15 protein-coding genes and 1 pseudogene are annotated in these 15,353 nt (G+C 42.2%); 2 read left to right on the top strand and 14 right to left on the bottom strand.

Going from position 1 to position 15,353, the window contains the following annotated elements; genetic code table 11:
• Nucleotides 1-129: 129 nt before the first annotated feature.
• From ED605_RS07480 to ED605_RS07450, 7 genes are all read right to left on the bottom strand, one after another.
• Complete coding sequence (locus tag ED605_RS07480) at nucleotides 130-687, bottom strand: GNAT family N-acetyltransferase (protein ID WP_225419082.1); 558 nt, start codon at nucleotides 685-687, stop codon at nucleotides 130-132.
• A 132-nt stretch (nucleotides 688-819) separates the two neighbouring features.
• Nucleotides 820-2,148, bottom strand: coding sequence for an MFS transporter (locus tag ED605_RS07475; protein ID WP_121978260.1), 1,329 nt, complete (start codon nucleotides 2,146-2,148; stop codon nucleotides 820-822).
• Between the two features lie 432 nt (nucleotides 2,149-2,580).
• On the bottom strand, nucleotides 2,581-2,841 hold the full coding sequence (locus ED605_RS07470; protein WP_121978259.1) for a hypothetical protein: 261 nt from the start codon (nucleotides 2,839-2,841) through the stop codon (nucleotides 2,581-2,583).
• 174 nt (nucleotides 2,842-3,015) lie between these two features.
• Nucleotides 3,016-4,926 (bottom strand): S53 family peptidase, encoded by a 1,911-nt coding sequence (locus tag ED605_RS07465; protein ID WP_121978258.1) that lies wholly within the window; start codon nucleotides 4,924-4,926, stop codon nucleotides 3,016-3,018.
• Between the two features lie 146 nt (nucleotides 4,927-5,072).
• A complete protein-coding gene (locus tag ED605_RS07460) occupies nucleotides 5,073-5,555 on the bottom strand; it encodes an isochorismatase family protein (RefSeq protein WP_121978257.1) in 483 nt (160 codons plus the stop codon).
• Nucleotides 5,556-5,588: 33 nt separating this feature from the next.
• Nucleotides 5,589-5,840, bottom strand: coding sequence for a fatty acid kinase subunit FakA-related protein (locus tag ED605_RS07455; RefSeq protein ID WP_121978256.1), 252 nt, complete (start codon nucleotides 5,838-5,840; stop codon nucleotides 5,589-5,591).
• Nucleotides 5,841-5,964: 124 nt separating this feature from the next.
• Nucleotides 5,965-6,333: a winged helix-turn-helix transcriptional regulator gene (locus tag ED605_RS07450; protein ID WP_121978255.1), complete on the bottom strand. Its 369-nt coding sequence runs from the start codon at nucleotides 6,331-6,333 to the stop codon at nucleotides 5,965-5,967.
• Between the two features lie 184 nt (nucleotides 6,334-6,517).
• On the opposite strand from ED605_RS07450, the gene ED605_RS07445 reads away from it, so the two are divergent.
• Complete coding sequence (locus tag ED605_RS07445) at nucleotides 6,518-7,537, top strand: zinc-binding alcohol dehydrogenase family protein (protein ID WP_121978335.1); 1,020 nt, start codon at nucleotides 6,518-6,520, stop codon at nucleotides 7,535-7,537.
• Between the two features lie 14 nt (nucleotides 7,538-7,551).
• Here ED605_RS07445 and ED605_RS14755 read toward each other — a convergent pair.
• The 4 genes and pseudogenes from ED605_RS14755 to ED605_RS07425 all read right to left on the bottom strand — a co-directional run.
• A pseudogene (locus ED605_RS14755) lies at nucleotides 7,552-7,724 on the bottom strand (ASCH domain-containing protein); the annotation flags it as partial.
• A 48-nt stretch (nucleotides 7,725-7,772) separates the two neighbouring features.
• Nucleotides 7,773-8,222 (bottom strand): hypothetical protein, encoded by a 450-nt coding sequence (locus ED605_RS07435; RefSeq protein WP_225419080.1) that lies wholly within the window; start codon nucleotides 8,220-8,222, stop codon nucleotides 7,773-7,775.
• Between the two features lie 119 nt (nucleotides 8,223-8,341).
• Entirely contained in the window at nucleotides 8,342-9,913 is a 1,572-nt protein-coding gene (locus ED605_RS07430) for an ABC-2 family transporter permease (RefSeq protein ID WP_121978254.1), read from the bottom strand.
• A complete protein-coding gene (locus ED605_RS07425) occupies nucleotides 9,906-10,673 on the bottom strand; it encodes an ABC transporter ATP-binding protein (RefSeq protein ID WP_121978253.1) in 768 nt (255 codons plus the stop codon). Before ED605_RS07425 ends, ED605_RS07430 begins: the two co-directional genes overlap by 8 nt.
• Before the next feature lie 319 nt (nucleotides 10,674-10,992).
• Here ED605_RS07425 and ED605_RS07420 point away from each other — a divergent pair, with 319 nt between their 5' ends.
• Nucleotides 10,993-11,448: an NUDIX domain-containing protein gene (locus ED605_RS07420; protein ID WP_162919767.1), complete on the top strand. Its 456-nt coding sequence runs from the start codon at nucleotides 10,993-10,995 to the stop codon at nucleotides 11,446-11,448.
• Nucleotides 11,449-11,451: 3 nt separating this feature from the next.
• Here ED605_RS07420 and ED605_RS07415 read toward each other — a convergent pair whose 3' ends face one another.
• The 3 genes from ED605_RS07415 to ED605_RS07405 form a co-directional block, all read right to left on the bottom strand.
• Complete coding sequence (locus tag ED605_RS07415) at nucleotides 11,452-12,375, bottom strand: glutathione S-transferase C-terminal domain-containing protein (protein WP_121978251.1); 924 nt, start codon at nucleotides 12,373-12,375, stop codon at nucleotides 11,452-11,454.
• A 118-nt stretch (nucleotides 12,376-12,493) separates the two neighbouring features.
• Nucleotides 12,494-14,299, bottom strand: a complete 1,806-nt coding sequence (locus tag ED605_RS07410) for an oligopeptide ABC transporter substrate-binding protein (protein ID WP_121978250.1) — start codon at nucleotides 14,297-14,299, stop codon at nucleotides 12,494-12,496.
• 95 nt (nucleotides 14,300-14,394) lie between these two features.
• Nucleotides 14,395-15,348, bottom strand: a complete 954-nt coding sequence (locus ED605_RS07405; RefSeq protein WP_121978249.1) for an ABC transporter permease — start codon at nucleotides 15,346-15,348, stop codon at nucleotides 14,395-14,397.
• Nucleotides 15,349-15,353: the final 5 nt, after the last annotated feature.

Below are 15,353 nucleotides of genomic sequence, written 5' to 3'. Positions count from 1 at the left end.
TTTTATTCAAAGAAAACACTCTTTCTAGTCGAATGTCTAAAATGATATTGTACCGCATTTTAGCAATTGATGGCACCTTAATTTAAAAATCAACGTGCCAAAAACATTAGGATGCCAAAATCAGCAACATCAGTGGCGGTCCACCGGGTTGACCAGACCAAATTCTTCAAAATCACGGAATTGACCGTGAAAATAAATCTGCTCCTTAAAGACTGCCTCACGAGAGAAGCCAAGCCGCTGAGGGATCGCCGAACTTTTGGTATTTTCAGTATCAACTTGAATCAAAATTTTATGCAACCCGAGTGTTTTAAAGCCGTAGTCTATTATGGCTTCAAGTGACCGAGTCATCACACCCTGTCCCTGAGCCTGACTACTCAGCCAATAGCCAACTTCAGCATGCCGGTTCGCTCGATCAATGTTATGAAAGTCAATCATCCCCACTGGTACTTGATCAACCACAATGGTCAACATGAAAACTTTACCATTGACCATCTGACCCTGAATATATTTAATGAACTTGGCTTCCGCACGTTCACTCTTGGTATCGTCTACCCAGGGCATCCACTTTCTTAACTCTTTCCGGTCTGCTTGGACAGCTTCAAAAAGAGCTGCTGCCTGATTTTTTTCAGGAAGCAACAGACTGACTTGATGCTGATTTAACTCAAATTGCTTGAAAACAAACATCATTTGGTTCCTTTCGACAAAAATATGATGACACTTAATCTATATTATACCCTATTTTTGACAGACAAAAACCCGACTTGGCAAAGTCCCAAATCGGATTTTTCTTCTATATTATAAGTAGGTTAATTTAGTCGATTATTTTGTATAATCAATACTCTTGGTTTCTTTAGTTGTTAAGAGCGCAACCAGTGAAACAAAGGCCATCAATGCCAAGTAGAAACCAACCGAGTGGATGCCCCACCGATCAACCAAGAAGGAGGCGATGGTCGGTGCAAAAGCTGCCCCGATGATCGCTGCTAAATTGTAGGCAATGCCAGAACCCGAATAACGGGTACTAGTTGGGAACAGTTCTGGCAGTAATGCACCAACTGGGCCATAAATAATGCCATAGATAAAGAAACCGACAAAGATGAAGAATAACCCACCGGCAAGGTTATGCTGACCCTGGAAGAAGAATGGAAAGGCCAGGGCAAAAGCGATAATCATCAAGGTACCAGTTACCAAGACACCTTTTCGGCCAAGTCGATCGGCAAATAACGAGGCCACCACGATCATGACCCCAAACAAAACCACACCAAGCATTAGGAGCAAGAGCCATTCACGGTTATTAAAGCTCATTGCCGTGGTAACGTAACTCAATGACCAAGTCGTCAATAAGTAGAAGAAGGTATAGGCAACTCCCATGATGAAGGTGCCTTTGAGGATTTGAGCCCAATTATGTTTGAAGACTTGGGCCAAGGGTGCCTTTTGAACTTTGGACTTATCCATTGCCAAACGGAACAACGGTGTTTCCTGCATCTTTTCACGGACAACCAACCCGATAACCACCAGAACGGCAGATGCCAGAAACGGAATTCGCCAACCAAAAGCCTGCATTTGAGCCGGTTTTAAAGTTGACTCCAAAACGAAGTAAAGACCATTACTTAAGAAGAAGCCGATTGGTGCGCCTAGTTCTGGAAAGGCACCATATAGTGCCCGTCGGTTAGCCGGGGCGTTTTCAGTTGCCACCAAAACGGCACCGGACCACTCACCGCCAAGGCCGATTCCTTGAATAAAGCGGGCCAGGCACAGCAATAAGACGGACAAAAGGCCTAATGTTGCATAACTTGGCAATACCCCAATGACAACAGTTGCTGTTCCCATTGTCAAAAGTGATACAACCAGTGTTTTCTTTCTACCCAGCTTATCACCAAAATGACCAAAAATCAGTGAACCCAGTGGTCTTGCAATAAAGGCAACTCCAAATGTCAAAAGACTTAAAATAAGGGCAATCGCTGGAGTAACCTTCGGGAAAAAGACTTTCGGGAAGTATGTAGCTGCTGCGGTACCATAAGCATAAAAATCAAAAAATTCAATTGCCGTCCCGATCATTGATGCTAAAATAACGGTTCTGACCGGGTCTCTTTGTAATGTTTCGGCTGACTCCTGTCTGGAATCAACCACTGTCGTAGGCGTATCTTCCATAAAAAAATTCACTCTCCTCAAAATTTTATCGATTCCAAAGAATCTATCCACTCATTACCAAACAACGTTTTCAATCAATTTCATCAACCATCTTCTTTCCGGGAACTAAAAAACGCCAAGAACCGTTTTGACAGTTCTTGGCGAATTGCACCAACCCTGCCCGCAAGCTTGCGGGCACTCTAATTAGCCCGCAGTATGAATAATAATCACAATGCGAGAAATTAAGCTGTTTAATTGTAAAGCTGAGTTAGTGTTTTTCATTTCGTTTGATCCCCTTTTCATAAATTGGTTTTATCTTATCAGAAGAAAAATTAAAAGTAAATGAATTTTCAAAAATTAAGGGTTAATACCTATATCATCAGATATTAACCCTTTAACCAAATTTTAATTTTAAGCTCAGTTAACTTTCTCAAAACACTATTCCAACGCTGATTAGTCAGCGCTGACGGTTGCATCCTTTTGGATTTCCGGAGATAGATCAAACATCTTGGCTGCTTCGGATAACATCGCATGGTATGGATAAAAGCCATCACGATATGGTTCAATCACCACTTCTTCTGAAATCTTGGAAAGTGGCTTTTTGCCATCCCTTACTTGCAGCTTATCCAACTCTGCGATAATTTTCTTCTCAACTTCCGCGTAGCTACCCACTACCGGATTAGTCTTTAAATTGCCTTGAACTGAAATTTTCATAAGCATCCCTCCGCAATCTATCGTTTTTGAGAAAACATATCCGATCAAATTCTTTGGATATATTTAGTTACATCATACCAGTTATTAGCGAATTGTTCAGCTTGAATTTGGATTAATCTCAACTAAATAAAAAAGTGACCACTTGAATAATTCCTGGCAGTCACTTATTTTCGGTTATCGATAAGTTTGCATTAATTTTTCGAAGTTGACAATTCCCAACCCACTGGCCTGGTTATAGTCAGTATTTGGCTGACCGGTATAGTACAAGTTAGAATTATCCTCAGTATCATTCAATGGCGTGAATGGTGTGTCGGATTGGACGGCTAAGCGATAGAGTTGAGGATTCCAAAAGCCCATTCTCGGTCGGCCAGTTTGGCTATTAATCAAAGCAGTAACTGCCGCAAATTGTGGTGTCACAATGCTGGTACCACCGCCAACCCGCCACGTAGCACCGGTATAAATTAGATACCCAGTATTAGCATCGGCATTGGCTGACACATCCGGATAATTCCGACCACTGTCAGTCCCGGTGACCAATGCCGGATTAAAGCTAGGCTGATTTAACTGTGACAAGTACTGTCGGGCAGAGAAGGTGTTGATTCCCGGCACTCCCTGTTGATAATCGGGCGTATTGTACATATGGGCAAAGCCGCCACCGCTACCTTCACCAATTTCCGGTAAAAACTCCGGCATCTTGGCAAAGAAGTTCGAATTGTTTTGCAAAATCGGCCAATAGTAATCAGTGCCCCAGCTTCGTTCTTTGTTAACTTGGATAACTCCTAAAACATTATCAGCTGGTTGGTACTTTTTCGAAAACGGCAGTGTCGTTCCCCCGATTGAAGTAATCCAAGGGCTGGTTGAATAAGGATCGGCATCGTTAACGGTTCGATCCAATAATACTTTAGATCCTGAAAGACCACTTACCGTGTAAGTTGGCCCACCATTATCACCGGACGCAACAAAGTTTGAAATTCCTTCCAGGGCCCCTTGAGCAAAAATCAAATTCATAACTTGTAAATATTTTGGTGAAAGGACCCGACGTTGTTTGAGTAACTGAAGATAGTGATCAGTACCCAATCCCCAGCTGCTGGAAAGCGAGCCAGCCTGGTTTTCATCATAAGCGGTTGCGTAAGCATTCACAAAATTCATGAAGGTCGGTACCGAGCTTTTCACCCGATACAGTCGGATATTGGCTTCCGGCGCTACCGAACCGGCGTATTCAACATCCATTTCCGCTTCCTCCTCACCCTCATCAACTAATGACGGATCAAATAAACCGCTGTTAACTCGTTTAACCGTGTAACGACTCTTGTTGGCGTTAACCTTTTCATGTTTCCAAAAATGGGAAACATCCTGCCAATTTATACCGCCAAAGGCAATAATTCCGATCGTTTGACCTTTTCCGGTTAGTCCCCGTTGATACAACGGCGTAACCTTGTAATGGTTGGCAAATCGGCTTGTATCGCCAAAATTCTTCGCATAATTAATCGGCATAGTCGACCCAAAAAAGTTAATTTTAGATTCTGGATAGAAGTATCTCGAATTGTGATCAGTAACCCCTAAAGTCGTCCAAACCGTTTTTGCCAAGCGGGCAGGAATACTTGGTTTGCGGTTTCCGAATTGTAGTGGATTGGCATGATAGAGTGCCTGATTTAGATTGACTTTAAAAAGACGGTTTGCATTCTTGGCCTTGCCGCTGACATTAAGGATCAGCCCATTATGGTAAGTCGATGTTTTCAATTGATAGTGCTTTAAAAATTGCGTCCACTCATCCGTTACAGATGTTGGTTGCCCGTATTGGTCACGAATGCCAGTCGCTGTTAGATACTGCTTAAATTCCGGCTTCACTGGGTTATTAACGGCCAGCGCCTGTTGATAAAGTCCTGACAAGTTTCTCGGCTTCAGCACAATATCGAAATCAACAGCTGAATTAGCCTTTAGTTCACTTGGCATTAACTTTTGTGCCGTGGTCATATTACTAAAGATATCGCTAATCGCGTTGGCAAAAGTCGTTTTTGATGTCGCGACTACCAGTAAACCTACCCCAACTAAAAGAATCAGTCCCCGCTGAATCAATCGTTTCATATAGCATCCCCCCCATTTCAAAAATCTCACCCTCATTTTAGCACTAAAGGTGCAGCTAATTGACTTGGGAAGCCTATGACTTGATTCAGTGAAAAACTGATTTTTTAATAAACTCAAAACGCTTAGCTAGACTAGCTTTAACACACTTAATTCATTACTTCAGCAAACGAACCGGCCCAGATATGCTCATGGTGGATGAGCATTTGTTGAGTCGAAATCTCGGCATCAAAGGTCGTATGCAGACCATGTGTGATCGCCATATGGAAACCTAAATCATGACCCACTCGAATGGCAGTGTCAATGCAATATTCTGTTTGCAAACCACAAACTTCAATCGAAGTCAGTTTTTGATGTCTTAAATAATCGGCCAACCCGGTTTCAAAAAACGAATCTGAGTGATACTTAAGGAGTACCCGATCAGAATGCTGCCGATGAAGTTCAGCAACCAATTGGCTGGCGGTAGTGCCATAACTCAGCTCATCATCAATATTCTGCATAAAAACAATTGGGCGGCCAGCCTGGCGGTACGCATCAATTCGCTGATTGATCTTTGACGCCACTTTATTAAAGCCAACTGCCTGAGACAAGCCATTTTGAACATCGATCACCAACAAAACATCTTTTATCATGTAAAAATCCTTTCTACCTGGTAAGTGACTATTTTAACCTTTCAACCCACGAGCTTGGCGATCCATGTCTTCAACCACGATATCAAAAATTTCCCCGAGTGACGCGCAGTACTCTAAAATCTCCCATGGCTTATTTGTGTGAAAATGAATTTTAATCAGTGACTGATCACCAACCGCAATTAAGCTATCTCCTTCAAAATGGGTTTTAATATATGCATCAATTGCATCTTCATCCAAATCATGTCCATCAATTAGGCACTGCACATCGTATTTATATTTGATCATGACAAGTATCCTCCACTCCGTTTAATGGTTAACCTATATTATAGCCGTCTGCCTTTAAATAACCCAGAATTAATTGTTCAAAAAACGGCACTGACCAAAATTAGTCAGTGCCGCTAAATTCAAGTTAAACATTAGATGATGTTTTTTTAACTGAACTTGAACTACTTTGCAGCTGATTATACATATTTCCCCACTGTTCCATTGCGGAAACGACCGGCTCCAGTGTCCGGCCAAATTCAGTCAATGAATAAGTCGTTTTTACCGGCACCGTTGGATATACCTCTTTTGAAATCACGCCATCCGCTAAGAGTTCTTTTAGTTGCAAAGCCAACATTCTTCTGGAACAATCTGTTATTTCTTTTTGCAGGTCGTTGAAACGTTTGGTGCCATCCAACAAATGGTAAATAATCACACTTTTCCATTTTCCGGCAATAATTTGCAACGTACTCTCAACGGGACATCCCGCTTGGCAATTATAAATTTTTCGTTTCAATTCAATTCCTCCCTGTCCTACAAGTATCAACACTTCCATCATAATTCGCAGGTCTTCGGGATTCAAACCAGAAGCTGAATTTTGGAAAAATTTGTAACTTAGTGAAATTTAATTCCCTTCTTGTACCTAATTTTTAGTGGTTTACACTAAAGTTAACCAGAAAGGGGCTTATTTTATGACTAAAATTAATGCCATCGGTTTTACACAACATCTACCTATTTCAAATCCAGATAGTTTTCAAACTTTTCAACTCGAAATGCCGAAACCAACCGGCCATGACTTATTAGTCAAAATCATCGCGACTTCGGTTAATCCCGTTGATGTCCAAGTTCGTGGGCATGGGCAGGGAACTTTAAAACAGCCAAAAGTCATCGGTTGGGACGCGTATGGCGAGGTTACTGACGTTGGCAGTGACGTATCGCTATTCGACGTAGGTGACAAAGTCTTTTATGCCGGTTCATTTATTCGTGCCGGTAGCGATAGTGACTACCAACTAGTTGACGAACGACTTGTAGGCCACGCACCGAAGAAACTGACAGCTGCTCAAATTGGCGGGATGCCACTAACCAGTTTGACTGCCTGGGAAGCATTATTTGAACGCCTTCACATTGATCCTGAACAGCCCAAGGAGAATGCCAAACAAACGTTACTAATCATTAACGGATCCGGCGGGGTCGGCTCAATTGCAACTCAGTTAGCCCACATGGCCGGGTTGAACGTGATTGCCAGTGCTTCGCGCCCCGAGACGGTTAAATGGGTTAAGCAAAACGGCGCCGACCAAACAGTCAATCACCATCGCAATCTGGTAACCGAAGTTCGCAAACTTGGTTACCACTACGTTGACTACATCTTAAACCTGAACGATCTGGATGGTCATTGGCACGAAATTGCTGAATTGATCAAACCCGCCGGCAAGATCTGTGCGATTACCGAAAATAAGCGCGGAATTGACTTGCAACAACTGACCAAAAAGTGTGCGTCATTTCACTGGGAATGGATGTATTCCAAATCCTATTATCATACCAATGATATGATCACCCAGCATGAAATTCTCGATAAAGTTGCCAATTTATTGGATCAAGGGATTATTCACCCAACCGTCACAAAAACGTTACATCCAATTAGCTTGGCAACCCTAAAGCAAGCCCATCAAGCGGTTGAAACTGGCCACATGATTGGCAAAATCGCTATTAGCAACCAATAGAAATGCAATGATCATTAACTAACTACTTTGAATACTTCACAAACGCAGGGAATCTGATTGGAAAACGACTTTCCCTGTTCTACATACGCTTGGCGAAAAAATCTTCATGCACTTGACGCCAATAATTTAATGATCGATCACCTTCACCTTCATGGTAGGCGTGTTCCGCTGATACCAGTTTAAAGGGGGGCCTCTACCAGATAGTTACTATCCTGCCCCTTTGAAGGTCCATTTTTCAATATCGATAGACTTTGGGGATTGTCACCCGTGCACGTGTCTTAACTGGCAGAAAAGCTTCCTGCCCATCAAGTAAGATGGCGTGATGGTAGCGACCATTAACCAAAACCTTACCAAGATGATACAGCGCAAAAGCCGAGCAGTCATCCTGTTTTCGTTTACTGAAGAAAGCATATTGGTTATGACCATCAATCGTCATCCTTTGAACGATCAGATGTTTACCAGTTGCCTGACCCTTTCCTTCTCGAAAACTATGGGAAGCCAATTTTAAAGTCACGAATCGATGGCGAAAACGGTCATAATAGTGCCAAGTGCCAAAAAAGGCGCTTGGGATTTTCTTTAGTCGAACAACCTTTGGCGTCGTCTTGGCACTTGCTCGGTCGTTTGGAATATTCAGCAGACCGTCCACAAAAAGTCCTAAAATTATAAATGGTGTTACTTTAACCAAAACAAGTTTTAACCTCCAAATATTTTTTCAATAAATTTCTTTGATATCAGCCAGTGTCCTACACGACCTATCTTAATATCGGTCGGATGGCACTGAGTCAACGTCCACTTCACCTTGATTTAAAGGTTCAAGTCAACTTTTTTCCAATAATCCAAGTAATGCCAAACCATATAGGTTGTTGCAATTACAATAAGCATGAAAACACTGGCATTAATAATCATTGGCGGAAATTGGGTCACCAGATAAGCATAGAGGCCGACTAAGATGGCACCAGCAATCATAAACCCGACAATTACCAACCCGATCAGGAAATTCCCACCACCACGGTTAAATAGTTGAGTGGCGTTAGTCCATGTCAGATCAAGTAGCCGCCAGTCTCGTGTGTAGTTATACATACTGCTCAAAAAGTTACCCAGAATGGTCCCCAACCCCAGTGTTAAAATGTTAACCCACATGAGTTTGGCGAAGATCCCAAAACCAACGGCCAGAATCAGTAACACAATGGATTGAATAGCGACTACGATCTTAAACTTCAACCATAGGTAATCTTTAAAATCAATTGGCAACGACTTAATAAACGCTAGATTTTGCCGATCCAAAGAAATCATGACACTCGATAGTGACCCCTGATTAACTGTGACAACCGCCACAACCATCCCTGTCAAAAACATCACACCCGCATACTGAATCGAAAGACTAGAGAGTGATAAGCCCTGTTGCACGAAAATAGCTACTGCATACACAGCCACGGGAAAAATGGTCATCGACAACGATTGGGTTAATAATGTTGGATTGCCAAGCAGGCCGACATTATACCGAATAAATTGCCGATTCATCCCTTGCCCGCGACGATGTTTGCGTTTGGCAGTTCCGGTTTGCGAATTAAGGCCGCTCATGACCCTTGGCAACAGCCATTTTTGAAGCAACAGCCCCATGACAACACTGGCTATTACCAGAACCGCGACAGTCATTAAACTCCCCATACTGGTTGGTTGAACAACCACTTGGTGTAGACGGTCGAATAACGGAAGAGGCTTAAAACCGCTGGCATTGCTATCACTAGTTTGATTCATCACTAGTACAGCAATGACCATCGCCACCATCGTGATCCCAGTCATTAGAAAAGTCATCAATTTTTGGTGACGTCGGTAAATTCCGGTTTGGGCGAAACTAAAAATGGCAATTGAACAAAATAGAAACAAGAAGACGTAATAAAGTACAAATAATAACGTCCCAACCGTGATGCCGACACCAATAAAACGTCCAGTTTGAATGCCGGTAACCACAAACATCATCCAAATTGGAAGTGCTGTAGGTAAAATTATCAACCCCACAACTGAAAATTTCGCCATATAAACTGCCCAGCGACTTAACGGCAATGGTAGATAATCCTTCAAATCTTTACTTTCAAAAAAGACATTGTCAATTGTGGTCACACTTTGAGATAACCCGATAATCGTGAATAAACCGACAACGTTCGTAAAAGCACCAACATCCTTAACCAGATTGGACGTCAATAATAGGCCGCCATAAATAACCGCAAACAAGGCGCCTAACAGCACGTATTGCTGAATCAGTGACCGATATAGCGCTGCACCAGTTTTACCGTTCTCACGCTGCTTACGGGTTTGTTGGGGATTTACGTACAGAATGTTAATTTTAATCAGCTGCATTAACTGTCGATTAAGCATCGTGCTCATCCTCCTCCAACTGATGAATCATCTGATTGTCACCCTGACGACCAGCCATTTTCAGATAAATGGTTTCCAACGTTGCATTCGGCATCGTACTCAACAACTGTTTAACTGACCCATTGTAAATCAATAAGCCTTTTCGCAAAATGGCCACTTCGTCACATAATTCCTGAGCAGTGGCTAAAACGTGAGTTGAGAAGATCACAGTTTTACCCTTTTCAGCGTGGGAGCGCATTAGTGATTTTAAATCATAAATAGCTTGCGGATCCAGGCCGGTCATCGGCTCGTCCAATACCCAAATATCTGGATCCGGTAATAACGCGCCAATAATAATGACCTTTTGACGCATTCCATGTGAAAAACTGCCAATTGTCTCATCAACGTGATCAGCCATATCAAATAATCGTGAAAGATTATCTTGGCGTTGCGTTCGAAGCTGCTTGGGAATTTCGTAGGCTGAAGCAATCAGGTCCCAATAATCATTCGCCGTCAATTCCAAAAACATGTCTGGCGAGTCCGGTACGTAGCCGATTTTTTTCTTAATAGCCAGTCGGTGTTCAGCTAAATCGTACCCGTCCACCTTAATTGACCCGGAAGTCGGCTCAATAATGCTCACCAAGCTCTTTAGGGTGGTTGATTTACCAGCCCCATTGTGCCCCAGAAAGCCGAAAATTTTGCCGTTGGGAATCGTTAATGAAAGATCCCTGAGGGCTTCAGTTGATGGATATACTTTTCTTAAATGACTAAATTCAATCATAATCTCAATACCCCTATTCCAAAATTTGTGTCAAATTATACACTGGTTTATCATAATAACAAATCGCAAACTGCAATCTACTTGCCAAAAACGTTGATAAATCAAAAGTGCCATAATTACTAGACATCGAATTTGCGATGAATTAATTATTAAGCTATACCGTTGATGTGAAGAAAGTATGAATTTTTTATGCAGAAATAATGAAATTAAAATGATTGCTTCATTTTTCACATCATAAAAAAACGAGTATTTGCGATTCACAAACTGTTTATCGATAATAATATCTAACGCTGGAAACAATAAAGAGGAGGAATCAGACTTGACGACTCATGGCGCTTTTGGGGTTATCCAAAATGCCAACCGACAAATTTTGCTAGTTAAACGACGTGATTTCCCACTATGGGATCTTCCGGGTGGTACTCAAAAACCTCACGAATCTCTTGAAGCTTGCCTCAAACGTGAAGTTTACGAAGAAACTGGATTACTAGTAACCCAGTATTATCTTGTAGGAACCTATCTTCGGCTTTTACACGATGACCAACAATATGTGTTTGACATAACAGATTTTACAAATCAATGGATTCCCAAAGGACCGGAAACCAGACGAATTGCCTTTTTTTCTATCGATCATTTACCAAAAAATATGGTTGCCTTGCGACGTCGGCAAATTACCGACACCTTAAAAGGCAACCATCATGTGAATTCTGTTAATCAGGAAAATCGACTGTTATTTTTAGGCGAACAATTAATTCGCAAACTTTGGGCCCATCATTAAGTTTCAGAAGCTTGACCAACGACTTTCATCTGGACCCACTGGCATGATTCGATCAAAGGATTCGACTGGCTCATCGCTGACTTTAAAGAAGTGTTCCTTGATCGCTTGAAAATCTGTACTCTGACGAAATGCCGGGATTTGGTAGCATTCCCGTGCGTAACGCCATAGGTTCGGATAATCATCCAATCGCTGTTTGTTTAACTTATCTTTGAAATAGAAAACAACATCAAATCTCACCAAATCAACAAATAACCGGATATCCGGTTGGGTTAATCGATCGCCTAATAAGAACCGATTATCACCCAAGCGTTCTTCCAGCCAATCTAATCGATCAAAGTATTGTTGAGCCAGTTTTTCATACTCCGTCTGTGACGTCACATCAGCGAGCTTTCCAGGAATTGATGTTAAATCGCCGACAATCATTTGATTCAATTCTAAAATGGCCTCACTCTGATCATTAGGAAAAATGTCGAGTACGTCAACCGCGAACTCAGATTGCCAAGCTGTTGAGAGCTCATTCATCAATTCATCAGAAGAATTATTGACAACTTTGCCAGTTTTAAGGTCAATTAAAGCCGGGATAGTCGGTCGGGCTTTAAATTGAGGATCCGTTTTTCGATAATTTTCAGACAAGCGGGTTGTTTTTAAGACCGGATCTTGGTCATCATCTAACGCACCAAAGAACCAATCGTCGTCAATGCCGGCATGGCGCAAATTGTAGATGGCCGTTTTAGAAATCACCTTGTTTAAGCCGACTAAATCAATTAGAATTGCTACCGGTGTTGCCCAGGGACAGAAGCGACCCCACACCAAATGATATCGGTTAGCCTCGACTGGTAGTTCACCTGTCGTAAACTTCTTTTCAAATAACGAGTCGCTGCTGGTGCGGGGATGCCAAGCACAAGCAGCATTCTTTTCATTTGCCAAATAAATGCCTTCTTTCAATTACTTTAGTTGTCATTTATTTTACACCGAATTTAGTTGCTCAAAACAAAAACGCCACCCGTTTGAGTGGTGTTCTTGCCGTTTCATTTGCTAATCAATACTATTTGGGGTTTGCAGCGGTTAATGACAAGTTACTCCAGAATTCGTTTGAACCTTGAGGTGTTACGCTATAGCCTTTGACACGGCTGTTAACCGGCGTCCATGAAGTTCCGAATTGTTCCGGCGCATAGCCCGCTTGACTATTCATGTAACGTTGCCATTTCTTAAACTGTTGAGCTCGATATTTAGCGTTCCAAGCTTTATTGTTATTCAAACTATTAAGCAATTGCGTATTCTTTTTAGTAGCAAAGTGCCCATAGTTGTAGGGGGCATCAGCTCCATAAATCTGGGTTGGTGTCGGCTCAGAGCTTGTACTCCAAGCACCTAGCCAAACATCAATTTTATTTTGTTGAGGCTTTTGAATAATTGAGTAGAAACTATTCATTTCCATTGGTTTACCAGTAGTGAACTGAACATTTAACCCTAATTTATGCCATTGTTGAACATAATATTGATAACTGGCCTCTGCAGCTGAAGAACTCTGCATAACACCAAAATGAATGGTAAGTTTTTTACCATTTGGATCAGTTCGCCACTTACCATGCTTCTTATAACCAGCCTTATTCAATAGTGACTTAGCCTTCTTCATGTTGTAAGGGAAACCAGCAGCTTTAGAATCATAAACGTTCTTAAAGAGTGGCGGAATTAGCGTATTAGCTCGCCAACTCAGGCCACCTCCGAATTTCTTAGTAACTGCATCAACATTAGTGGCATACATCATCGCTTTACGTAAATTCTTATTAGCCATTTTAGCATGCGGGTTCATTTCGTTTAACCCTGTCTTGGTGTTCATCTTTCCAAGATTAAAGCCAAAGTAAGAATAGTTCATTGCGGGCCCACCAACTTCAGTATAATCTTTCAAGGCCTTTACCTTAGGATACTGACTAGACGGTAAAGAAGCATTTTGTTGACCAGCGGCAAAGTCGTACTTTTTAGACTTAAAGGCTGCGACAATGTTATTCATGGAAACCACTTGAATAGTGATGTGTTTGATTTGTGGTTTCTTGCCCAAATAATACTTGTTCGGTGACCAACTGGTTGATTCTCCTTGAACAATCTTATCCAGCTTGTAAGCGCCAGTAAAGATCGGTTTCTTACGAACTTTAGGCGAAGCCGCCAGCTTCGAAATTGGCGTCTTACCATAATATTCGTAAGGCTCAACCGTTGACCAAATAAACGAACTACCAAGGTACTGCATTGAGGGTGACATCTTGGTATAATGAATGACCGCCGTTCGTCCCTTTTGACCATCGGGATATGTAATGCCTGAAATTGTCTTGGCCTTACCGGCGTGATAAGCTGCCATTCCTTTAATTGCTGCGTAATCTGACGAATATTGTTGTGAATCCGTATGCTTATTGCCAATCATTTCATACGGGTATTCAATATCTTTAGCAGTGACTTTCATACCGTTCGACCATTTGGCATTTTTTCTTAAAGTAATGGTTGCCGTTTTAGCTTTTCTGTTTAACCTTAAATTAGCCAATCCACCATCAACAATTTTATAATTCTTCGTAACGTTAAAAAGCGTACTGCCTCCACCAGGAGAAAAGACATCCGCGTCTTCGGCGTTAGTCTGCAATGTTGGGGAAGAAATCCCGGCAAATGGTGCATCATTTACTTCAGCGACTTTTAACGTACTATTGTTGCCAGCCGAGGTCGCTTTACCCGACCCGCTGTAAGTGGCCGGAAGTGATACCTTAGGTTTAGAAGCTCCCGAATTGCTACTCTTACTATTACCGCACGCAGCCAACGTCAGAGCCGATAGTGCTACCAGTCCGGCCGCCAGCCATTTTCTCTCGCTCATAAACATCCCTCCAAGTTTAAATGTTTAAATCATCCTTCAATCATTCACCTCAGTTTGCGTCAAGCACCATCTCCTTTAATGCAAAACGATTCACACTATTTCTTTTGCGACCCCCGACGCTGGGCAGCATTAGTGGTTCGCCGCATTACTTGACCAATGTAACTGATGGACAGGCATAAAATGATAATCTCGATAGCTGCCGGCAACCAAGTCCACCAGTAACCGGTAATATTTTCGGGATCATTAGCATTGGCGATTAACGTCCCCAGTGACGGTGTGCCCATCGGTAAGCCAAAGCCCAGAAATGAGAGCCCGGTTTCAACACCGATATTTTCCGCAAATGATAACGTGGTATCCACGATAATCAGCGACGAAATATTTGGCATGATTTCTCGAAAAATAATCTTAAAGTTACCGGTCCCGGACGTTTTAGAAGCCGCAACATAGTCCTTTTGAGATTCCGATAAAGTTCGCGAACGAATCAACCGCGACGTGCCCATCCAATAGAAAATTGACAGAATTAGGGTCAGGGTAATCGCATTGTAGTGGGGAATAATCGTCACAATGACAATGATCGTCATCAGCATTGGAATAATCATCATAAAGTCGTATACCCGTTGCATTCCCAAATCGACCATGCCGCCGAAATAACCGGAAACCAGTCCCCAGCAAATGCCAAACGTTGAGGAAATTACTGTTAAGCCAATCGCAATACAAATTGAATTTCGCGAACCAACAATCAATTCCTTAGCGATCGAACGGCCACCGGCATCGGCTCCCAGCCAATATTCAGGTGTAAATGGTTTGGCATAGTAACCCATGATGTTAGTTTCCATCATTTTAGGAACGTCAATAAACATTGACGCAATGATCACAAACAAAATGAAGGCCACCAAGATAAATAATGACACCAGTGCCGGCTTATCAGCCACAAATTCACGCCACATGATTTTAGCAGCGGATGGGGTTGCCTCCTGACTGGCTTCCTTGGTTAATCGTGCTAAATCTGTTTCTGAAATTTCAGTCGCATTTTCAATACTTTTCTTCACTGTTC

Origin of the sequence: Lentilactobacillus raoultii, assembly GCF_900411375.1 — a bacterium.
Taxonomy (GTDB): domain Bacteria; phylum Bacillota; class Bacilli; order Lactobacillales; family Lactobacillaceae; genus Lentilactobacillus; species Lentilactobacillus raoultii.
The sequence above is the reverse complement of the archived record's forward strand: the minus strand, read 5'-3'. Positions and strand labels throughout refer to the sequence as shown.